The following is a 21,140-nucleotide window of genomic DNA, read 5'->3' on the forward strand; positions in this document are numbered from 1 at the left end:
GAGTAGGGGTTACCTTACTCCTTTTAATAAATCCTATTTAATATGTATTTAAATATTACAAAATATTTAAAGCTTATTTTCTAGGTAGCCTGAGAGGTAATATCTGAATTTAATTCTTCCTCTTCAGTGGATTTTACCATAATAGCAGATATTATCATAAAACAAACACCTAAAAATTTAATTATAGAAAAATTTTCTCCTGCAATAGTCCAACCTAAAATTGCAGATATTACTAATTCTACAGAACTTATAATTCCAACCTTTGATAGATCCATTCCAGTGGCTATACCAGATAAATAGAAGATATAAGCAAGAGCTGCCGGTATAAGTCCAAGACCCATCATAAGTATTAAGGTAGAAGTATCTCCTAGATAGTGAAACATATTCCAAGGTTTAGCCAAAGGAGTCATAAATATAGCTCCAAATAAAAACCCATAGATTATAAGAGTTAAACTATTGCAATGATTTAAAGCTTTTTTACTTATTATAGGCATTAATGCATAGGTTATACTAGAGCCTATTCCAAGGATAACACCTATAAGATTTAGAGAAGAAAAATTAAAAGTTCCTCCTGTAACGGCTATAAATGCACCTATAAAGCATATACCTAAGGAAATTTTCTTTGTTTTATCTATTTTTTCTTTATATACAATATTTGAAAATAAAGCTACAAATAAAGGTGATGTATATAGAAGTACTGCAGATAAAGATATACCAATTTTATTTATTGAGTTGAAATAACAAAAATTAAAGGTGGCCTGGCATATAAATCCTATAATTATAGAGTATATAAGAGTAGGTTTGTTTATTTTTAAATTCTCTGGCGTTGTAAAAAAAGAATATAAAGATAATATTATAAATCCTAAAAACAATCTAGTAAAAGCAACTTGCTCTGGGCTTAACCCATTCTGTATAAGGCTATCAACAAAGATTCCAATGGTTCCCCAGAGGATACCAGCTATAGCCACTAAAAAATATCCCTTGTTTTTCATTATGATCCCCCTTCAGTAAAAAAATAAAGTCTTATTGTAATATAAGAAGCTTTTAATCACAATTAATAGATTACATAAATATGTGCATTTATGTCAATAAGTTAAGGGAAAAAATAATTACTATGGTGTTCTTATATTAAATTTTAATGGGGTAAATTCAGGTATAAGTTAAAAATCTTATATTCATGTAAGAATAAAAAATCAATATGAAATAAAAAAATTTGAGCAAGAAAAAAGTACTAGTGAGTTTTAATATATTCAATAGTACTTTTACATAATATACAGTTATATTCATTATATAGATTTATGTAATTTTATAAATCTATTGATTATTTTCTGTTTTGTTTCCCTCTAAGTTATCACTTGTATTAGTTTCTTTATTATCCTCTTTGGTAGTATTAGAATCAGAAGAGGAATTATTATCTTTAGAGGTAGTCTCTTCTTTAAACTTTGAGTCAGAGTTATTTTCTTCAGTATCACTAGAGAAAACATCACTAAAGAAACCTGTTATTGAGTCCCAAACATTAGAGAAGAAATCTCCTACCTTAGAGAAAAATCCTTTAGCTTCCTCACTGGTTAACTTGTCTTTTAAATCATTAGTAACTTGATTTAATTGATCCTTAAGATCTTTAAAGTTTAAGTCTAAGTTATTGATTTGATCCATTAACCCAGTTATAGTTTGTACATCCTCATCACTTAATTGTGAATGGCTTTTAGTTTCTTTTTCTACTATCTTTTCAATCTCTTTTTCATTTTTAGGCTTTTCTTTAATTACATCCTTTTTTATATCATTTATTAAGTTAGCTGCATCAGCTTGTCCTATTTTTTCTCCTATATCACCTGTAACTACTATTTCTTCATTAGCAGCTTTCTTTTTATCCTCATCTATTTTTTCACCCTTTGCACTGTTTTCAAATCCTTTTAATATTCCAGTAAGGGCTGCAGTACCAGAAACATTAAAGGGAGCAGCAGCTACAACATTTGCATTTTTTATACCAGCAGTAATTAAGGCGTTTCTTATCATACCATCAGTAACCCAGTAAATATTATGAGTAGATATATTCAAACCACCTTTATCTGTTGGCTCAACTAAGGAGCTAGATATGGCTTTTGTACCTAGTTGTTTTGAAGAAGCTACACCACTTAAGTATTTTTTTTCTTCCTCATTTGTAACTTCAAGAACATTAGCTTCTTCTCTGGTTACTCCAAAATATTTAAGCATTTCTTCCTTCTGCTCTTTAGTTAAATCCGCACCTAGAGTTACGACTTTGTATGCATCAGCCTTGGCTTCCTTAGAAGGTACGGCGCCTATTAAAGTTATAGTAAATAAAATAAGTAAGATTTTACTTAAAGTTTTTTTAAATTTCATTTTTAAATCTCCTTTATGTTTTATTATTAAAAAATCAAGTGACTTTAACTTTAGATTTTCCTACTACGTTGTATATTATAGCACATGAGGAAATAGAAAGAAGTTTAAATAATATTACAAACTTTGTAATATGTCAAATTACAGCTTCTAGGAATATTATATATTAAGTACTATAAGTGAGGAGAACTATGTTTATTAAAGGGGATTTTCATATACATTCTACTGCTTCTGATGGAGAACTTACCCCAAAAGAAATAATTCAACTTGCAAAAGAAAAGGGTGTAGATATACTTTCCATTACAGATCATAATAATGTAAATGGCGTTGATGAAGCTATTAAGGAAGGAGAAAGGTTAAATATTAAGGTGATTCCAGGAGTTGAAGTTTCAACAGTATATAATGGAAGGCGTGTTCATATATTAGCATATTTTAAAGATGATAGGTATAAGTGGAGCATATTTAAAGAACTATTATATTATATAAAGTTTGGAAAAATTCATGATATAAAAGCTTTACTTGGACGCAAAGTTGATTATTATAGGTGTAGTAAAAGACTATGTACTTCATCAGCTATAGATATATTAAAGTTATTTGGAGCATCTATAGTGTTGGCTCATCCAGGAAAGCTTAATAGAGAAATCTATAAAGAGGTTGCTAATTTGAAAATTCATGGAATAGAAGCAAAGCATACTGTACATTCAAAGGAAGACATGGAGTTTTTTATTAAAGAAGCAGAACTTAAGGGGTTATTTTATACAGGAGGAACTGATTTTCATGGATATAAAAAGGCAAGTAAAAAACATGGGATTGTAGGAGATACTTATCTAAACGATATAGAAATTCAGAGGTTTCTTAAGGAATTAGGTATATAGATTTTTTATCCTAGGGGCGTAGCAACTGTTGGAAGTTACAAATATTTCATAGCATTAAATCCTCTCATTAGCAGAAAATAAGATTGTAGTTAAGAGGAGAGGAGGAATAAAAAATGACGAAGAATAAAAAGAGTGAGAGTAATAACCAATGGGCATCTTCTGTGGAAAATACAGGAGAAGTAAAGGAAAGAAAGAATAAGACTGAAACGGATAATCAATGGACATCAACGGCTAAAACTAAAAAGTGAGGTAAAAAATAACTGAATATATGATTATATTCATAATATAACTTATTGGCCCCTAAATAATTAATTTTAAGTATTGATTATTTGGGGGCCAATATTGTTTTTTATTTATAAAGCCTTGTAAAATTTCGATCTTAAGACTCTTTTATAAAAATTTATATGATATAATTAGAAAAATTAACTATATTGGGAGGGGTATTATGAAATATGAGGTTATAATATTTGATGCAGATGAGACTTTATTTGATTTTAAAAAGTCTGAAGGACATGCTTTTAAAAATACTATGGTTGAGTTTAAAATAGAATATGATGAAAATCATCATTTAAAGGTATATAAGGATATAAATACTGCCATATGGAAAGAGCTCGAAGAAGGACTTATTACTCAGAAAGATTTAAATGTTGAAAGGTTTAAAAGATTATCAGATAGTTTGAGCCTTAAATTTAATGAGGAAGAATTTGCAAAATCATATATGAAGCATTTAGCCATTGCATCCTTTTTATATGATGATAGCGTAACAATTGTAGAAGAGCTACATAAAAAATATAGACTTATGATAATTACTAATGGTCTTAAGGATGTTCAAGATAATAGAATAAAAAAGTCTATTATATCAAAGTACTTTGAACATATAGTAGTATCTGAGGAAGTTCAGGTATCAAAGCCAGATTCTAGAATATTTCAGCTAGCTTTAAACAATATAAAGTACACTGACAAAAGCAAGGTATTGATGGTGGGAGACAGCTTAACTTCTGATATACAAGGTGGTATAAACTTTGGTATAGATACATGTTGGTTTAATCCAAATAAAATTGTAAATAAAACTAAAATAGAACCAACCTATGAGATTTCTAATTTCTCTGAGCTTAAAAGTATACTTGAAAAATAGAAAAAAATTAAGAGAATATTAAAAAGGATAGGATAACGAAGAGAAATAAAGGGGAGGATTTGATGAAACATAAAGGTACTATTTTAATAGAAACCGATAGACTTATCTTGAGAAAATTTAAAGATACCGATTCAAATGATATGTTTAAGAATTGGGGAAGCGATGCCAATGTAACGAAATATTTATCCTGGCAAACTCATAAAGAGATTAAGAATTCTGAGGAGATTATTAATCTATGGATATCTGAATATGAGGATAATAGTGTTTACAATTGGGCAATAGAACTAAAAGATATTAATGAGGTAATTGGCAGTATATCCATTGTTAATTTAGAAGATATCTATGAGGCTTGTGAAATTGGCTATTGCATTTCTAGTAGTTATTGGAATAAAGGTATTACAACAGAGGCTTTTAAAGCAATAATAAAATACCTATTTGAAGAGGTTGAAGTAAATAGAATTTGTGCAAGGCATGATATTAATAATGTGACCTCTGGAAAAATGATGCAAAAGTGTGGAATGGTTTATGAGGGAACATTAAGGGAAGTTCAAATTAGAAATAATAGGTTTGGCAGTTTAGCAGTTTACTCAATTCTAAAAAAAGAGTGGATTAGTGATTTATAAACATAACCCAAAATAAACACTATGTTTCTATTTTAGAGAAGCATAGTGTTTATTTTTATATAAAAGTAATAAGACATTTTTAGTAGTTAAGATATATATATGGAGGAGCTTTTCGGAACATTATCCCATATCCATTTTGCATTTTCTATGGCAAGTCTTACGCACCCATCAGATATTCTCATTCCAAGGCGACCATCTCTTACAGAACCATCAAGATTATATATTATTGAGTGAAATAGATAGTTTCCTTTTATTTGAGTGTAATACCAGCATTTATAACCATGTTCAACACCAAAATAAAGTCCCTTAATTCCCACATTAAAATGACCCTTTGGTGTTGGGGTAGAGGGTTTACCAATAGAGCATAAGTAGCTTTTGATAATCTTCCAGTTATTTTTAGAGCCTTGAAAAACATTTGTTTTGAAATTTTTAGTATCTACCCATATAAAGTAATTTGTAGGGCTTGAAAAGTTATTTTTATTTACAAAATCTGAGGCTGAGGACATATAAGACTTATCCTGCCTAAAATCTTTAGATATTAAATATACTCTATGCTTTAATAAGGAATAAGGTTTATATATGGATTTTTTAAAAGAATTATTCATTATAATTGCTCCTAGAAATATTATATTCCTTTATAGTATATTAATAGAAAGTATATAAATATGTTTTAAAATCATGATAATATAAAGACTATCTTAGCTTTTAGAGATATTTTTAAAGTAATACATATTAAAAAATAACCAAACCTATAAAGATTTATAAAAGAGATAAGGGCTTTATCTTTTTTATTTAAAAATATAGGATAAAGGGAAGGATTAAGATATATCTATAGTAATATTAGACAAAGATATTTTAAGAAAGTAGAATTAAATTATGAGAATAATAATACTATTTTTATAGATAAACCACATAATAATTAGATTTAGACCACCAGTTCTCATTATTCAAGATATATTCAAAGATTGAGCTTTGAAATGGTTTATCTATAGAAAAAGTTTATAGATAATATATTTTTATTTACTTAAGCATTGTATTATATAAAGTGATAGATATTAGGGATAGAGAATTATAAGTAATATTGAAGGAGACAATTATGAAAAGAAACATTACAAGAGATTTAGTTTTTGAGGTGATTTTATGTGTCTTATGCATAGTTTATACTATAATAGGGTTCATAGAGGGAAATGGTCATTATATATTTTCATCACTGTTAACATTAGGAACAATAATTGGTATAAGAGTATTCTTTAAATTATGTAGAATAAGTATACCTAATTCTTTAAATTTTTTAATTCAATTTTTTATATTTATATCCATGTTTTTAGGTAAAATAAATAATTTCTATGGGTTAATTTCATGGTGGGATTTATTTTTACATGGGATGTCAGGTCCAGTTCTAGTTATGGTGGGATATATAATTTTTATAAGATTTAATAATAAAAATATTAAAGATAATATAGATCCTTTTGTTATTACTCTTTTTGCTTTATTTTTTTCAGTTGCTATGGCTGGATGCTGGGAAATCTTTGAGTTTACTACAGATAATCTTTTAGGTCTTAACTCTCAAGGAGGAAGTCTTCAAGATACTATGGAAGATATTATAGCTGGAACTTTGGGAGGTTTATTTATGGTGCCATTACTTTTTAGATATTTACGATATGATAAAGGTTGGTTCTTTAAGGATTTAACTGAATCTATGGTTAATATAAAAGATAAAGCATAACTTAATTTAAAGATTTGTTTTAACAATATAGAAGGAGTCTTCCTTCAGATTTTGTTCTTTCCATCATCTGAAGGTTAAATGAGTTAATCTAGAGGCGTAGTAACTGTTCTTCCTCACCTTTTAAGAGGATGGGGGTTTTACAAGCTAGTAGCCATCAGATAGAACGAATCTTCCTTTAGATGGTGTTTTTTCCACCATCTGAAGGTTAGATGAGTTAATCTAGGGGCGTAGCAACTGTTAACCTCATCTTTTAAGAGGATGGAGGTGTTACAGGTGGTAGCCATCAGATAAAAATACATTAGTATATCATATAACTAATGTATTTTTTCGTATTATTGATATACTATGAGATTTGTATATAAATACATTTTAATCCTAGAAAATATTAGAGTTTATATGTAACTTAATAGGAGGATAACTAATGAGAAAATTTAATGTAGCAGTTATAGGAGCAGGGGCAGGGGGATTAACCATAGGTTATACAGCAAAAGGCTTCAATAAATCTGTAGTTTTAATAGATAAAAATAGACCTGGGGGAGAATGTACCTTTGGAGGATGTGTCCCAAGTAAAGCTCTTATAAATATAGCTAATGATATATATAAGGCTAAGGAATATACTAATATAGTTCCAGATACTTACCATATATTAAAAAAGGTTAGGGAAGTAGTAGAGAATGTATATGAAGCTAAAAGCATAGAAGTTTTAAAGGAAGATGGAATAGAGTATATAAATGGTTTTTGTAAGTTTATAAATAAGAATACCTTAGAGGTAGGGGGAGAGATTATAAAGGCGGATAAAATATTTATATCTACAGGATCTTCTCCTAAGATACCATCCATTGAAGGGATAGATAATATAGAGTATTTAACTAATGAAAATATATTTTATAAGGAGAAGCTCCCGGAGAGCATAATTGTACTTGGAGCTGGGTCTGTAGGGGTAGAACTTTCACAGGCTATGAATAGATTAGGAATTAGAGTATATTTAGTTGAAAAAAATCCTTATATAATGCATAAAGAAGAGAAAGAACTTTCAAAAGCCTTAGAGGAAGTATTAGTAGATGAAGGGGTTAATATATATACCTCATGTAATTCTAGAAAGATAGAAAATTATAAAGATGGAGTAAGACTAACTTTTGAAAAAGATAATAAGGATCATAGTATATATGCGGAAAATATTTTAATAGCAATAGGAAGAGTACCCAATATAAAAGGACTTAATCTTGAAGGTGTGGATATTGACTATGACTCAAAGAGAGTAAAGGTTAATAAATATCTTGAGACATCAGTAAAAGGAGTTTATGCTGTAGGAGACGTGGTAGGACCATATTTATTCTCGCATATGGCAAACATTCAAGGGATTACAGCAGTTAAGAATGCACTACTTCCTATAAAAGAAAAAATGGATTATTCCAAGGTAGCATGGTGTACATTATCAGAGCCAGAGCTTGCAAGAGCAGGCCTTAGAGAGGATGAGGCAAGAGAAACTTACGGAGATTCTATAAGAGTATATATTGAAGATTATAAAAATTTAGATAGGGCAAAATTTAAAAATAATCCTAAAGGAGTAGTTAAAATTATATGTGATAAGAAGGGATATATCTTAGGAGCAAGTATTCTTGGAGATAGGGCAGGAGAAATCATATCAGAAGTGCAGACTATAAAAAGTTTAGGAATTAATTTAAAAAAGCTAACAAAGGTGATACATCCTTATCCTACTTATTCAGAAGTATTAGTAAAGATAAGTAAAAAATTGTATGTAGATACTCTTTTAGATAACCCTATTATTAAAAATTTTAGAAGATAATAATAAGAACCTACTAAGTATTACTTAACTTAATAATACTTAGTAGGTTTATTTATAGTTTACTTAAAATATAGTTTTAGAAGAAGTTTTACTATTTAACCCTATCATCATCAGCATATTTTCCTACAAAAGGCTCCTCATCCTTAGACATATATATTCCATCGCCATGTCTAACATCATTTTCCCATTGACCTATATATCTATTTCCATTAGGATAAATCTCAGTACCATAGCCTTCACGGAAATCATTTACCCATTGACCACAGTAGATATCTCCATTATAAAAGGTATAAGTACCAAAACCGTGTTTTAAGTCATTTTTCCATTGTCCTTCATATCTTTCACCATCAGTCCAAGTATATACACCATGACCAGTTCTATAATCATTAACCCAAAATCCTTTGTATTTTTCCCCATCAGGCCAAGTCATCTCACCATATCCATCCATTAAATTTTCTTTAAATTCACCTTTATACACTGTACCATTGGCATAAGTAAAGACTCCCTTTCCATGTCTCTTACCATTTAACGTTTCACCCTCATAGGTACCAGTAGTGGTATGGTCTCCAGCTGGTTGGGTAGAAACTTTCTTCATTATTGGATTTAAGGTAGTAGTTTTTTTGAAATTTATTTTATTCATTTAAGTTATCATCCTCTCTGGGTTTATTAGTAGTTTAAAATAGAGACTTATATTTTAATTCATAGTATAATAATAAACTATAAACTATGAAATACCAATAGTTAATATTATTAACTACTAATAGTTTCTCTTAAATAGTTAAATAAAATTCTATACAATATATTAAAAGGGGGATGTCACATATGAAAAGTAACAAAAAAAGTATAGTTGAAATACATCTAGCTGTACTTTTATTTGGGCTTTCAGGTCTATTTGGAAAGCTTATTAATCAAAGTTCAATAATAATAGTTCTTGGAAGAGTTTTCTTCTCTAGTATATTCTTATTTATAGGTATTATTATTTTTAAGAAGAGTATAAAATTAAAAAGTAAGAAAGATTATATATACGTTTCAATAATGGGAGGAATTTTAGCTCTTCATTGGTTTACATTTTTTAAGGCAATACAGGTTTCAACAGTTTCTATAGGGCTTTTTACCTTTTCAACCTTTGCTGTATTTGTAACCTTTTTAGAGCCACTTTTCTTTAAGGAAAGGATTAAGGGGAAAGATATAGTAGTTGCTTTAATTACCATAGGGGGAGTTGCTCTAATACTACCTGATTTTAACATACATAGTAATATAACTGAGGGTGTATTATATGGAATAACTTCAGCTTTAACCTATGCAATTCTTTCAATTATGAATAAAAAGTTTGTAGGGGAATATTCATCACTTATTATATCCTTTTATGAACAGTTAGTAGCAACAATAGTTTTAATTCCATTTGCTTTTATATACAAGCCAGTATTTTCTACTACAGATATTATTTTTATTATAATATTAGGATTATTTTTTACGGCCATAGCTCACTCTTTATTTATAAATGGGTTAAAAGGAGTTAAAACTCAAGCAGCCAGTATAATATGTAGCTTAGAACCAGTTTATGGTGTTTTATTTGCAGCTATTATATTGAAGGAGATGCCTCCTTCCCAAGTACTTATGGGTGGAAGTGTTATATTAGCAACCTCTATTTATTCAACTTTAAAACATTAGAAAGGGAGAAAAATTATGAAAGATACATGGGAGTATAAGTGGATAGAAGATATAGATTTTCTTAGAGATAATTTAATAGAAAACCACTGTAATTTATTTCATAATATAAAGGAAAAGGAATTCTTAGTATATATAGATGATTTAAAGAAATCAGTTAATGAATTAGATTTTAATGATATGAAGGTTGAATTAAGTAGGATTGTTGCTAGCATTGGTGATGCTCATACTGCCCTAGCTTTTCCAGTAAAGTATTTTCTTCCTATAGAGTTTTATTGTTTTAAGTATGGAGTATATATTACAGAAGGATTTAATGGATATGATGATATAAAAAATCATAAAGTTCTAAAGATAAATCATACTAAGATAGAAGATATTTTAGAGGATTTAAGAGAAATTATATCCCATGAAAATCAAAGCTTTTTTAGGTGTAATGTGGTTCAGTATTTGAAAGCTACAGAAGTTTTATATGGTGCTCTTATAATAGATGATATTAATGAAGTAACAGTGACCTTAGAAGATATAAGAGGAAAAGTTAAGACTAGGACTATAAAAGCCTTAGAGATAAAAGAATTAAAAGAAATTATTAATAATAAACAATGCCTTTCCATAGAAAATCCTCTTTATAGAAAAAATAAAGATAAGCTTTATTGGAGGGAGTATATTGAAAGCAATAAGACCCTATATTTTAAATATAACTCTTGTAGGGACATGGAGGACTTACCTATAGAAAAGTTTATAAAGGATACCATGAACTTTATAGAGGATAACCATATAGAAAGACTTGCAGTGGATTTTCGAGATAATTTAGGTGGAGATTCAACTCTTCTTGAGCCATTTATAGAATATATAAAAAATAACCATAGGCTAAACAAGAAACATAGACTCTTTGTAATTATAGGGAGAAAGACATTTTCATCAGCACTTTTAAATGTATATGATTTAAAGAATAACACAGAGGCTTTAATTATAGGAGAAGCTACAGGAGGGAAGCCTAATTGTTACGGAGAAATAAAGAGATTTAATCTACCAAACAGTGGATTTAGCGTGAGCTATTCTACTAAGTTCTATAAGGTTATAGATGATGATAAGGTTAAGACTTTACTTCCAGATGTAATCATAGAAGAAACCATAGATGATTTTATTAATAATATTGATCCAGTGATGGAGTATATTAAAGAGCTATAATATATTTAAAGGAGGGCATCATTAATGGAAAAAATCTTAATAACAGGTGGAAATGGATTTTTAGCTAATAGATTAGAAGAGTCTTTAAAGGATAGATACGAGATTTATAGCTTTAGTAGGCTAGATTTAGATGTAACTAATGAAAAGAAGGTATTAAATATATTTAAAGAGATAAAACCTAATTATGTAATACATACAGCTGCTATTGCAGACACAGGGAAATGTGAGAATAATAAGGAGTTATCCTTTAATATAAATGTAAATGGAACTATAAATATTTCAAAGGCAGCTAAAAATGAAAACTGTAAAGTTATATTTTTAAGTAGTGAACAAGTTTACAATGGAAATGAGGAAGTAGGGCCTTATTCTGAGAATATTATACCGAGTCCTAACACGGAGTATGGAAGACAGAAGCTTCAAGGAGAGGAAGAGGTATTTAAATACAATAAGGATTCTGTAGTATTAAGACTAACCTGGTTATTCGGAATGCCAGAGAGAAATAAAAAGGTAAATTCTAATATATTATTTAATGCCATAAATGCATTAACGAGAAGAGAGAAAATAACCATATGTTCTAATGAGTTTAGAGGAATGACTTATGTATATGATATAGTAGATAATTTTGAAAAGATAATGAAGCTTAAAGGTGGAATATATAATTGCGGTAGCGAAAATAATATGAGTTCTTATGAAGTGGCTTCTTATATAGGTGAATCTTTAAATTTAAACTATGATTATAAGGAAATGATATCAGAAGATAAAGAAAAGTATAAGGAGAAATCAAGGGATTTAAGAATAAGTAATAAAAAATTAAAAGATCATGGAATAGATTTCAGCACCACTAAAGAAGGCATAGATAAAGCTCTTAAGGAGTGGGGATTAATATCATAGTTTTTTATCTAAATTATAAATAATGATTTACATGGGTTTAAAATATAGTATAGAAGATAGGGCTAAGTTTCAATAAACTTAGCCTTATTTTTATAGAAGGAATCTTCCTTCAGATGGTGTTCTTTCCACCATCTGAAGGTAAAATGAGTTAATCTAGGGGCATGCCAACTGTTATCTCCCACCTTTTAAGAGTATGGGGTGTTACAAGCTAGTAGCCAGCAGATAAATTAAACCTACTCTATGTCAATATTTTGGAGACTAGAAATTATTTTTTCACTACCTATTACCTTATAAGCTTCAGCTAAAACATTAATAGCATATCCTATATATGTATCAGAAACTCCTGAAATAGATAAAGGGTTCTCTGTAGGATCTAGCCCCTTCTTTTCTTGCTGAAGTCTTGAAAATGCAACATTACTTAATAGAGTAATGCCAATTAGTATAATTTTATTGGCAAGGCTACTAGTTATAGCAGAATTATCTGTAATATTTTCTACACCTTGCTTTTCTAGTAAAATAACACGTTTTGTTTCTTTGGCACCTTCTGCTAAAAGCATATAACCTAATATAGTAATATATATTCCAAATAACTCATAATCACTTAGAAGTATTTCCAGGTCAAAATCTCTATTATTAGCGGAGTTTTCTTTTAAGTCTTTAGAACCATCATCATTCATACACAACACTCCTTATAATTTATAATATAACTTACTAGAATATTGGTGAAATTTACCTTAATATATATTTAGAATTAAGGTAAAGAATATTATGAAGGAATAATATATTTTATAATAAATTAAAAAAGGGGTGTAGTAGATATGAAAAGATATGTAATTGTAACTTTAATAGAGGGGGAGGCAAAAGATTTTCATGAAAATTTAGTGAAAGAAATATGTGAAAGATTTAATGTGAAACCTCAAAAGCTTCCTATGCATATAACATTAAAGGCTCCTTTTGAGATAGAATCTATAGAGGAGGTTGAGAAGGTTACAGAAAAATTTGTAGAGAATAAAAATTCCTGTGCCATTGAAATAAAAGATTATAATCATTTTAGAGATAATGTAATATTTATGGATGTGTTACCCTCTATAGAAGCTAAGGAGTTACATAGGGAGTATTATAAATTATTAAAGGATATAAAGGATCTTAAGTGGAGTAGCAATGAGGGAGAGGATATAAAATTTCATTGTACCTTAGTTAGTAGAAGAATAAGTAGTAAGTTTAAAGATATATGGGATTATGTAATAAAAAAACAGGCATCATTTAAAAGCGAAATGAAGAACATAACTATAATGGAGTATAATTTTCATAAGAATACTTGGGAAATATATAAGAAATTTTATTTAAAAGATTAAGTTTGTATAGAGTACAGCTATAAATAGGATTTTTGATTTTAAAGTTATAAATTTAATTGAAAAATATTGCAAAAATAAGTAAAGAAAATGTTAGCAGATTCGATAATTAAACAATAGATTTAATCTTTAGTTTCTAGGGACCATATTACAAATATGGGGGGATTAAATTGAAATTTAAAAATTTAAGAAGTAGAACCTTATTTTCAATATTGCCAGTTATAATAGTATCTATGATTATTGTTACAATTATAAGCTATTTTAGTTCACAAAATTTGATTAATAAGGAAATAGAATCTAAGATGCAAAACCAGCTGAAGGCAAGTAGTGAGGAGATACAAAAGAAGCTTTTAAAGCATCAACAGATAACTCAATCTCTTAGTAAGACAGTTGAAACATTCTATAAGACCATTAACGAAGAAGATTATATTAATTTACTTAAAAATACTGTTCTAACCAATGAAGAAACCTTAGGTATAGGTGTATGGTATGAGCCATATAAGTTTAATAGTAATAAAAAATTCTTTGGTCCTTATGCTTTTAGGGAAAATGGCAGTGCAAAATATACAGCTGACTATAGTAAGGATGATAGCAATTATAACCAAGAGGAATGGTACAAAATAGGAGTAAATAGTAGCAAAGAAGTTCAATGGTCAAGACCATACGTTGATAAAGTAACTAATATAAGTATGGTTACTTCTAGTAGTCCTTTTTACGATGAAAATAAAAATTTCATGGGTGTTGTTACTTCTGATATAGAGCTTTCTACAATAAAAAATATGATAGAAGGAATTAGAATAGGGGATACAGGAAGAGCATTTTTAATTGATAGTTCAGGAACATATTTAGCAGATAAAGACCAAAACAAAGTAATGACTAAAAGTATATTAGAAGATGAAAATAAAAGTCTAAAAAAACTAGGAGAAGAAGTACTTAAGAATAAAAATGGCCAATCTTCCTTTGAGGAAAACGGTGAGGAAAATATTGCATATTATGTGACTATACCTAATGTAGATTGGGCTATAGGGATGTACATTAGCAAATCAGAACTATATGGTCCAGTACAAAGTTTATTAATTAAGCTTGTAAGTGTTGGGATTCTAGCAGTTATCATGTCCATAATTGCAGTAATATTATTTGCTAGATATTTAACTAATAATATAAGCGATGTAAAGACAATAGCTATGTCAATAGCAGAAGGAGATCTTACCAATACACTAGAGGTTAAATCTCAAGATGAGATTGGAGAGATGGCCAATTATATAAATAAAATGGCTGAGAACTTAAGAGGTATAATACTAACTATATCAGAGAACTCTCAAGATATGAGTGCAGCCAGTGAAGAGCTTTCAGCTATGGTTGAAGAGATTACATCTCAAACAGAAACAGTAGAGCAGGCAACAAATGGGATAGCCTCTAGCTCTCAGGATGCTAGTGCCCTATCAGAGGAGGTAAATGCCTCTGTAGAAGAGGTAAGTGCTAGTATAAATATATTATCTAGTAAAGCCATGGATGGACGTAACCAGTCAGAGGAAATAAGTGAAAGAGCAACTAATGTAAGTAAAGAAGCTAGGGAATCCAGTTCTAAGACAAAGGATTTATACAAGCATAAGCAAGGGAATATAGTAAAGTCTATTGAGGATGGAAAAGTTGTTTCAGAGATTTTAGTTATGGCTGAATCTATAGCTAGCATAGCAGAACAAACTAATCTCTTAGCATTAAATGCAGCCATAGAGGCAGCTAGAGCAGGAGAAAGTGGTCGTGGTTTTGCAGTAGTTGCAGATGAGGTTAGAAAGCTTGCAGAGGAATCTTCTAAAACAGTAGGTGAAATACAAGGAACTATAGGAAAGGTTCAATATGCATTTAAGAATTTATCTGACAACTCTGTAGATATATTAAACTTTATAAATGATCAAATCTTAGGAGACTATGAGCTTTTTGTTGAAACTGTAGATAGATATAATAAGGATGCTGAATTCTTAAATACAATGTCTAAAGAAATTTCATTAATGTCTGAAGAGGTTAATAATACCATTAGTGAAATAAGTAATGCAATACAGATGGTTGCAGAAAACTCAGAAATTACTGCAGAGAGTACTGAGGGTATATTAAATAGTATTAAGGAAACTGCAGAGGGTATGAATCAAGTTTCTGTAACAGCACAAGGACAAGCAGAAACTGCAGAAAAATTAAATGATATAGTCCATAGATTTAAAATTTAATAGTATAAGATAATAGGGGTGACTTTAATGTCACCCCTATTTATGCATCTATCTAGTTACAGTTCCTAGCCATCAGATAGAACGAATCTTCCTTAAGATAGTGTTCTTTCCAATATCTTAAGGTTAGATGAGTTAATCTAGGGGCGTAGTAACTGTTATCCTCCACCTTTTAAGAGGATGGGGGTGTTACAGCTGCTAGCCATCAGATAGAACGAATCTTCCTTAATATAGTGTTCTTTTCCACTATCTTAAGGTTAGATGAGTTAATCTAGGGGCGTAGCAACTGTTATCCCCCGCCTTTTAAGAGGATGGAGGTGTTACAGTTGCTAGCCATCAGATAAAATTTTATATTAGAACTCACTTAAGTAATATATAATATATTTTGAGTAAATATATTATAAGAATAGAATTAAATATTGAATAGAGAAGGTGAAGAGATAATGGCCTATAATTTTGAAATACTAATAAAACTATTAGAAAGAGCTGCATTACTTCTCATATGCTTATTTATAATCACAAGAATACCTAAATTTAAAGAAATTTTTCAAAAGGATGTTTATGGAAAAAAAGATTTAGTTGTTTTATGCATAGTGTTTTCTTTGTTTTCAGTTTTTGGAACCTATACAGGAGTAAACGTAGAAGGATCCTTAGTAAATATTAGAATAGTAACTATAATATCTGGAGGAATATTATTTGGACCTCTTGTAGGTATAGTGACAGGATTAACTTCTGGTATACATAGATATTTAATAGATATAAATGGAATAACCTCTATACCTTGTCTTATAAGTAGCATAGTTGCTGGACTTGTAGCAGGATATATAAATAAAAAAGTTAAAAAGCAGCATAGATGGATAGCTGGTATAGCAGCAGGGATGTTTTGTGAGGCTCTTACCATGGGACTTATATTGATTCTTACAGAACCTCATAGCCTAGGAGTAGGCATAGTGTCTAAGATAGCCTTCCCTATGATAATTGGGGAAGTAAGTGTTGGTTTTATTGTTCTTTTAGTTGAAAGTGTTGAGGAGGAAAAGGAAAAGGTAGCTGCAAAGCAGGCAAAGCTCGCCCTTGATATTGCCAATAGAACCTTACCTTATTTTAGAGAAATTAATAGTGACTCTCTAATTAAAATATGCAATATAATAAAAGAAGAAATAGAGGCAGATGCTGTTGCCATAACAGATAGGGATAATATTTTAGCTTATGTGGGAGTGGGAAGTGAATATTACAATATAGGACATGAGATTATAAATGATGCCACTAAAAATGTTATAAACACAGGAGAAATGAGTATAAATAATGACAATGCAGATAATAGAAGTGATAAAATAAAGTCTTCCCTTATAATACCTCTTAAGGATGAAAATAATGTAATAGGAACTTTGAAAATATATTATATTAGAGCACATAAAATAACCTATTCTATTCAAAGTCTTGGAGTTGGACTTTCTCAGATTATTTCTACCTTAATGGAGGTTTCTAAAGTTGAACAGATAAAGGAAATGGCTAATAAGGCGGAGATTAAGGCTCTTCAGACTAAGATAAATCCTCATTTTCTTTTTAATGCTTTGAATGCCATAACTTCTTTTATAAGGATAGATCCGGATAAGGCAAGGGAGCTTATAATAAATCTTTCTAGTTATTTAAGATTTAATCTAGAATTAAATGATGAGTTTATACATATAAGAAAAGAGCTTAATCAAGTTAGAGATTATATAGAGATAGAAAAGGCTAGATTTGGGAATAAGCTTAAAGTGGTTTATGATATAGATGAAGTGGAAGTAAAGATGCCAAGTCTTATAATACAACCTTTAGTTGAAAATGCTATAGTTCATGGCGTTCTTAAAAATAAAGGTCAGGGTACAGTTACAATAAGAGTAAAGAATAAAGAAGAAAAAGTTAAGGTAGTCATAGAGGATACTGGAATTGGAATAGATGATGAGATAATAGAGAAGGTTTATAATGATAATATGCCAGATAATAATATAGGTCTTTATAATGTACATTTAAGACTAAAGCTTATTTATGGGGAGGGACTTAAAATAGAGAGATTAGATAAGGGTACTAAAATAGAGTTTTTTGTAAAGAGGTGATTTGGTGAGGGCTATAATAGTAGAAGATGAATTTTTAGCTAGAGAGGAACTTAAATATTTTATAAAAAATTATAGCAATATTGAAATTGTAGATGAATTTGAGGATGGTATAGATGTACTTAAATTTATTCAAGAAAATCAGGTAGATGTTATTTTTTTAGATATCAATATAGCATCCCTTGATGGGGTGTTACTTGCTAAAAACATAAGCAAGTTTTCTAAAAAGCCATATATAGTGTTCATAACTGCATATAAGGAACATGCAGTAGAGGCTTTTGAAGTAGAAGCATTTGATTATATATTAAAACCATACTCTGAAGAGAGAATAAAATCTATGTTAAAAAAACTAGAGCTTATCTATAATGAAAAAAATAATGAAGGACACAAGATGGCAGTTTCTAGTAGAATAAGTTTATGGAAAAATGAAAAAATAATAGTTGTGGATATAGATGAAATTTATTATTGTGAGGCAAAGGAAAGGGTAACCTATGTTTATACTAAAGATGATGAGTATTCTGTAAATATGAGTATATCAGAGTTTTATAATAGTCTTCCAAGGGGAAAATTTTTTAAATGTCATAGATCGTACCTAGTGAATATAACAAAAATTAGAGAAATAATTCCCTGGTTTAATAATACATATAATCTAAGACTTCAACAGGTGGAGGCGGAAATACCAGTAAGTAGAAGTAATATAAAAGAGTTTAAACAAATAATGAATATATAAATGTACTTTATGTAGAGTTTTATGCATTTCATTCAAGAAACAATAAAAACTCATGTCCCTAGGTTTATAATTAAGTAATCAAGAAGAAATCATAATAAAAATATTAAAAATAAAACTAGGGAGTGAGTTAAATGAAAGAGAAGAAGGCTTATGGATTTATAATGCAAGCTCTAATTTTTTCAGTTATAATGCTTATATCTAACCTTATTGTAAAGGTTTTGCCAATACCAATGCCATCATCAGTTATAGGAATGGTAATATTATTTTTACTACTTTGCACAAAGGTGATAAAGCTTGAAATGGTAGAGGGGCTTGGAGGTTCTCTAACATCTAAGATTGAATTTTTCTTTGTTCCTTCAGGAATATCAGTTATAAATTCTCTTCCAGTTATGGAGAAGTACGGTGTACAAATTTGTTTAACAATATTTATTGCAACAGTTATATTACTTGGTATTACAGGAGTATTTTCAGATTTTATATTAGGAAATAAGAATTTAGAAGAAGCCAGCACTAAGAATAATAAAATAGACTTAAGAAAAAGAAAGAATAAAGACAGTCTGGATAAGTCTTCATTAGATAAGTTAAAGGAGGTTGTTTAATATGACTCCATATTTTGGAATAGTAACCTCTCTAGTAGCTTATGGTATAGGTAAGATATTATTTAGTAAGACTAAGGGGTTCTTCCTCTTTACACCACTATTTGTTTCTATGATACTTGGAATATTATTCTTAAAGATAGGAAACTTTTCCTATGAAGATTATAGTAATGGAGGAAAGATAATAAGCTTTTTCTTAGAACCTGCAACTATAGCTTTTGCAATACCACTATACAAACAGGTAGATAAGCTAAAGAAATACTGGTGGCAGATACTTTCAGCTATCACTGTTGGATCAGTATTCTCAGTTTTAATAGTATATATGGTTGGAAGGTTATTAAACTTAGATTTAGCTGTTATGAAGTCAATGCTTCCACAGGCAGCAACTACAGCCATAGCATTACCTTTAGTAGAAGGAATGGGTGGAATTCCATATATAACATCCTTTGCAGTTATATTTAATGCAGTGATTGTATATGCAGTGGGAACTAATTTCTTAAAACTATTTAGAATTAAAAACCCTATTTCAAAAGGAATTTCTTTAGGAACGGCTGGACATGCTCTAGGAGTTGCAAGAGGTATGGAAATTGGAGAGGTTGAGGCAGCTATGGGAAGTATAGCAGTAGTAGTAGTTGGAGTTATTACAGTAATAGTAGTACCTATATTCGCTCAAATTATGGGACTATACTAAAGATAGATTTAAAAAGTTAAAGATTATATTACATTAGAAAATGATGATAAGCTTAAATAGAGGCTTATCATCATTTTTTTATTATAAAAATTAATATACATAGTAGAAACTTATACTTAATTTTTAGTATAATTAAGGTTAAATGATTTTAGAGTTTATATGGAATTTTATAAGATTAAGTATATAACTCTAGTTGAATATTAGAAAAATAAATTAGCTAGAAATATGATTAATATTTTTTAGTTATAAAAAGAAGATGTAATCATAGCTAAGTGATAAAAACTAATAATAGTTTTAATATAGAAATCAATAAGGAGATATTTTAATAAAATATGTTTAGTACAGAAGGGATTTTACAACTTTTAAATGATTTTAGTTATATAGCTATTCCACTAAGTATAGGAATAAGTAGTTTAATAGCTATACTCGGAGTATTACCGTCAGTTTTTATAACTGGAGCCAATCTAATATTCTTTGGACCTTATTATGGATTTTTAATATCTTTAATGGGAGAAGTTATAGGTGCAGGAATTTCATTTTATATTTACAGAAAGACTTTTAAAAACAAAGTACATACCATAAAAGGAAAATATAAAATTATAGATAGAATATTAGAAGCAAAAGGTAATAAGGCAGGAATATTAATTTTAGAAGGAAGACTTATACCCTTTGTTCCATCGGGGGTAGTAACCTTAGCTTCATCAATTAGTAGTATTAATATTGCACCATTTCTTATTGCCACTTTTATTGGGAAGGCACCATCCATTTTACTAGAACTATTAATAAGTTATGACCTTATAAACAGTAATCTGCCAAGACTTATTATAACTTTGATAGGATTAATGCTTTTAGGTATTACTATAAAAAGGGGAAAGGGGTCAGATTAAAAACTTATTAAAAATATAGATAGGTTTATTCAAATAATAGAGAACAGATTTAGATTATAATACTTATAACTAAATATATTTAGTTTCTAGGAGGTAATAATGAAAAAATCTTTTAAGATAAAGATGGCAATAACTCTTCTAACACCAGCAGTGTTAGTTTTAAAACTTATTTTAAGAAATTACCCTTATGTGGTTGAAAAGTATTACTCCCAAGGAATTAATAAGTTTTTTATAAAGATACTAAGTAGAATTACAGGGATTTTTCCTTTTTCTTTAGCAGAATTTTTGGTATGTTTTTTAT

21 protein-coding genes and 1 pseudogene are annotated in these 21,140 nt (G+C 29.2%); 17 read left to right on the plus strand and 5 right to left on the minus strand.

The features are described from left to right. Positions 1 to 80: 80 nt before the first annotated feature. Positions 81 to 992 (minus strand): DMT family transporter, encoded by a 912-nt coding sequence (locus tag AB2369_RS02655; RefSeq protein ID WP_367664922.1) that lies wholly within the window; start codon positions 990 to 992, stop codon positions 81 to 83. A gap of 322 nt (positions 993 to 1,314) precedes the next feature. Continuing rightward, positions 1,315 to 2,361: a DUF1002 domain-containing protein gene (locus tag AB2369_RS02660; RefSeq protein ID WP_367664923.1), complete on the minus strand. Its 1,047-nt coding sequence runs from the start codon at positions 2,359 to 2,361 to the stop codon at positions 1,315 to 1,317. 188 nt (positions 2,362 to 2,549) lie between these two features. Between AB2369_RS02660 and AB2369_RS02665 the strand changes: the two genes are divergently transcribed. The 4 genes from AB2369_RS02665 to AB2369_RS02680 all read left to right on the plus strand — a co-directional run bounded on the left by AB2369_RS02665 (position 2,550) and on the right by AB2369_RS02680 (position 4,991). Then, the gene (locus tag AB2369_RS02665; RefSeq protein ID WP_367664924.1) at positions 2,550 to 3,233 is read left to right on the plus strand and encodes a PHP domain-containing protein; all 684 of its coding nucleotides are present in this window, start codon (positions 2,550 to 2,552) and stop codon (positions 3,231 to 3,233) included. A 113-nt stretch (positions 3,234 to 3,346) separates the two neighbouring features. Beyond that, a complete protein-coding gene (locus tag AB2369_RS02670) occupies positions 3,347 to 3,481 on the plus strand; it encodes a hypothetical protein (RefSeq protein WP_367664925.1) in 135 nt (44 codons plus the stop codon). Positions 3,482 to 3,678: 197 nt separating this feature from the next. Beyond that, positions 3,679 to 4,368: a YjjG family noncanonical pyrimidine nucleotidase gene (locus AB2369_RS02675; RefSeq protein ID WP_367664926.1), complete on the plus strand. Its 690-nt coding sequence runs from the start codon at positions 3,679 to 3,681 to the stop codon at positions 4,366 to 4,368. A 62-nt stretch (positions 4,369 to 4,430) separates the two neighbouring features. Next, positions 4,431 to 4,991 carry a GNAT family N-acetyltransferase gene (locus AB2369_RS02680; protein ID WP_367664940.1) on the plus strand — a complete coding sequence of 187 codons (561 nt, stop codon included), beginning with the start codon at positions 4,431 to 4,433 and terminating at the stop codon, positions 4,989 to 4,991. A gap of 86 nt (positions 4,992 to 5,077) precedes the next feature. On the opposite strand, the gene AB2369_RS02685 is transcribed toward AB2369_RS02680, so the two are convergent. After that, on the minus strand, positions 5,078 to 5,497 hold the full coding sequence (locus AB2369_RS02685) for a L,D-transpeptidase (protein WP_367664941.1): 420 nt from the start codon (positions 5,495 to 5,497) through the stop codon (positions 5,078 to 5,080). A gap of 590 nt (positions 5,498 to 6,087) precedes the next feature. Between AB2369_RS02685 and AB2369_RS02690 the strand changes: the two genes are divergently transcribed. Both AB2369_RS02690 and AB2369_RS02695 read left to right on the plus strand, forming a co-directional pair. Next, a complete protein-coding gene (locus tag AB2369_RS02690; protein WP_367664927.1) occupies positions 6,088 to 6,717 on the plus strand; it encodes a hypothetical protein in 630 nt (209 codons plus the stop codon). A 421-nt stretch (positions 6,718 to 7,138) separates the two neighbouring features. Then, positions 7,139 to 8,524, plus strand: a complete 1,386-nt coding sequence (locus AB2369_RS02695) for an NAD(P)/FAD-dependent oxidoreductase (RefSeq protein ID WP_367664928.1) — start codon at positions 7,139 to 7,141, stop codon at positions 8,522 to 8,524. Between the two features lie 91 nt (positions 8,525 to 8,615). Here AB2369_RS02695 and AB2369_RS02700 read toward each other — a convergent pair whose 3' ends face one another. Beyond that, the gene (locus tag AB2369_RS02700; protein WP_367664929.1) at positions 8,616 to 9,164 is read right to left on the minus strand and encodes an MORN repeat-containing protein; all 549 of its coding nucleotides are present in this window, start codon (positions 9,162 to 9,164) and stop codon (positions 8,616 to 8,618) included. Between the two features lie 182 nt (positions 9,165 to 9,346). Between AB2369_RS02700 and AB2369_RS02705 the strand changes: the two genes are divergently transcribed. The 3 genes from AB2369_RS02705 to AB2369_RS02715 are packed head-to-tail and all read left to right on the plus strand — an operon-like array spanning position 9,347 to position 12,271. Further along, entirely contained in the window at positions 9,347 to 10,195 is an 849-nt protein-coding gene (locus AB2369_RS02705; protein WP_367664930.1) for a DMT family transporter, read from the plus strand. A 15-nt stretch (positions 10,196 to 10,210) separates the two neighbouring features. After that, positions 10,211 to 11,380, plus strand: a complete 1,170-nt coding sequence (locus AB2369_RS02710; RefSeq protein WP_367664931.1) for a peptidase S41 — start codon at positions 10,211 to 10,213, stop codon at positions 11,378 to 11,380. A 24-nt stretch (positions 11,381 to 11,404) separates the two neighbouring features. Next, entirely contained in the window at positions 11,405 to 12,271 is an 867-nt protein-coding gene (locus AB2369_RS02715; RefSeq protein WP_367664932.1) for an NAD(P)-dependent oxidoreductase, read from the plus strand. Between the two features lie 233 nt (positions 12,272 to 12,504). Here AB2369_RS02715 and AB2369_RS02720 read toward each other — a convergent pair whose 3' ends face one another. Beyond that, positions 12,505 to 12,948 (minus strand): hypothetical protein, encoded by a 444-nt coding sequence (locus tag AB2369_RS02720; RefSeq protein WP_367664933.1) that lies wholly within the window; start codon positions 12,946 to 12,948, stop codon positions 12,505 to 12,507. 141 nt (positions 12,949 to 13,089) lie between these two features. On the opposite strand from AB2369_RS02720, the gene AB2369_RS02725 reads away from it, so the two are divergent. The 8 genes and pseudogenes from AB2369_RS02725 to AB2369_RS02760 all read left to right on the plus strand — a co-directional run. Beyond that, positions 13,090 to 13,626, plus strand: a complete 537-nt coding sequence (locus AB2369_RS02725) for a 2'-5' RNA ligase family protein (protein WP_367664934.1) — start codon at positions 13,090 to 13,092, stop codon at positions 13,624 to 13,626. 167 nt (positions 13,627 to 13,793) lie between these two features. Beyond that, a complete protein-coding gene (locus tag AB2369_RS02730) occupies positions 13,794 to 15,845 on the plus strand; it encodes a methyl-accepting chemotaxis protein (protein WP_367664935.1) in 2,052 nt (683 codons plus the stop codon). 440 nt (positions 15,846 to 16,285) lie between these two features. Further along, complete coding sequence (locus AB2369_RS02735; protein ID WP_367664936.1) at positions 16,286 to 17,938, plus strand: LytS/YhcK type 5TM receptor domain-containing protein; 1,653 nt, start codon at positions 16,286 to 16,288, stop codon at positions 17,936 to 17,938. A gap of 4 nt (positions 17,939 to 17,942) precedes the next feature. Next, positions 17,943 to 18,665 (plus strand): LytR/AlgR family response regulator transcription factor, encoded by a 723-nt coding sequence (locus AB2369_RS02740; protein WP_367664937.1) that lies wholly within the window; start codon positions 17,943 to 17,945, stop codon positions 18,663 to 18,665. A gap of 131 nt (positions 18,666 to 18,796) precedes the next feature. Next, positions 18,797 to 19,264, plus strand: a complete 468-nt coding sequence (lrgA, locus tag AB2369_RS02745; RefSeq protein ID WP_367664938.1) for an antiholin-like murein hydrolase modulator LrgA — start codon at positions 18,797 to 18,799, stop codon at positions 19,262 to 19,264. A gap of 1 nt (position 19,265) precedes the next feature. Continuing rightward, on the plus strand, positions 19,266 to 19,952 hold the full coding sequence (lrgB, locus tag AB2369_RS02750) for an antiholin-like protein LrgB (RefSeq protein ID WP_367664939.1): 687 nt from the start codon (positions 19,266 to 19,268) through the stop codon (positions 19,950 to 19,952). Positions 19,953 to 20,350: 398 nt separating this feature from the next. Continuing rightward, positions 20,351 to 20,839 carry a TVP38/TMEM64 family protein gene (locus tag AB2369_RS02755; RefSeq protein ID WP_367664942.1) on the plus strand — a complete coding sequence of 163 codons (489 nt, stop codon included), beginning with the start codon at positions 20,351 to 20,353 and terminating at the stop codon, positions 20,837 to 20,839. Between the two features lie 99 nt (positions 20,840 to 20,938). Further along, positions 20,939 to 21,140, plus strand: a pseudogene (locus AB2369_RS02760) (DUF3810 domain-containing protein); the annotation flags it as partial.

Origin of the sequence: Clostridium sp. (genome assembly GCF_040797585.1) — a bacterium.
Taxonomy (GTDB): Bacteria; Bacillota; Clostridia; order Clostridiales; family Clostridiaceae; genus Clostridium_Z.

Excerpts from the sequence above, each read along its gene's own strand:
- AB2369_RS02655 (WP_367664922.1), bottom strand. The coding sequence starts at position 992 with ATGAAAAACAAGGGATATTTTTTAGTGGCTATAGCTGGTATCCTCTGG.
- AB2369_RS02660 (WP_367664923.1), bottom strand. The coding sequence starts at position 2,361 with ATGAAATTTAAAAAAACTTTAAGTAAAATCTTACTTATTTTATTTACT.
- AB2369_RS02665 (WP_367664924.1), top strand. The coding sequence starts at position 2,550 with ATGTTTATTAAAGGGGATTTTCATATACATTCTACTGCTTCTGATGGA.
- AB2369_RS02670 (WP_367664925.1), top strand. The coding sequence starts at position 3,347 with ATGACGAAGAATAAAAAGAGTGAGAGTAATAACCAATGGGCATCTTCT.
- AB2369_RS02675 (WP_367664926.1), top strand. The coding sequence starts at position 3,679 with ATGAAATATGAGGTTATAATATTTGATGCAGATGAGACTTTATTTGAT.
- AB2369_RS02680 (WP_367664940.1), top strand. The coding sequence starts at position 4,431 with ATGAAACATAAAGGTACTATTTTAATAGAAACCGATAGACTTATCTTG.
- AB2369_RS02685 (WP_367664941.1), bottom strand. The coding sequence starts at position 5,497 with ATGTCCTCAGCCTCAGATTTTGTAAATAAAAATAACTTTTCAAGCCCT.
- AB2369_RS02690 (WP_367664927.1), top strand. The coding sequence starts at position 6,088 with ATGAAAAGAAACATTACAAGAGATTTAGTTTTTGAGGTGATTTTATGT.
- AB2369_RS02695 (WP_367664928.1), top strand. The coding sequence starts at position 7,139 with ATGAGAAAATTTAATGTAGCAGTTATAGGAGCAGGGGCAGGGGGATTA.
- AB2369_RS02700 (WP_367664929.1), bottom strand. The coding sequence starts at position 9,164 with ATGAATAAAATAAATTTCAAAAAAACTACTACCTTAAATCCAATAATG.
- AB2369_RS02705 (WP_367664930.1), top strand. The coding sequence starts at position 9,347 with ATGAAAAGTAACAAAAAAAGTATAGTTGAAATACATCTAGCTGTACTT.
- AB2369_RS02710 (WP_367664931.1), top strand. The coding sequence starts at position 10,211 with ATGAAAGATACATGGGAGTATAAGTGGATAGAAGATATAGATTTTCTT.
- AB2369_RS02715 (WP_367664932.1), top strand. The coding sequence starts at position 11,405 with ATGGAAAAAATCTTAATAACAGGTGGAAATGGATTTTTAGCTAATAGA.
- AB2369_RS02720 (WP_367664933.1), bottom strand. The coding sequence starts at position 12,948 with ATGAATGATGATGGTTCTAAAGACTTAAAAGAAAACTCCGCTAATAAT.
- AB2369_RS02725 (WP_367664934.1), top strand. The coding sequence starts at position 13,090 with ATGAAAAGATATGTAATTGTAACTTTAATAGAGGGGGAGGCAAAAGAT.
- AB2369_RS02735 (WP_367664936.1), top strand. The coding sequence starts at position 16,286 with ATGGCCTATAATTTTGAAATACTAATAAAACTATTAGAAAGAGCTGCA.
- lrgA (WP_367664938.1), top strand. The coding sequence starts at position 18,797 with ATGAAAGAGAAGAAGGCTTATGGATTTATAATGCAAGCTCTAATTTTT.
- lrgB (WP_367664939.1), top strand. The coding sequence starts at position 19,266 with ATGACTCCATATTTTGGAATAGTAACCTCTCTAGTAGCTTATGGTATA.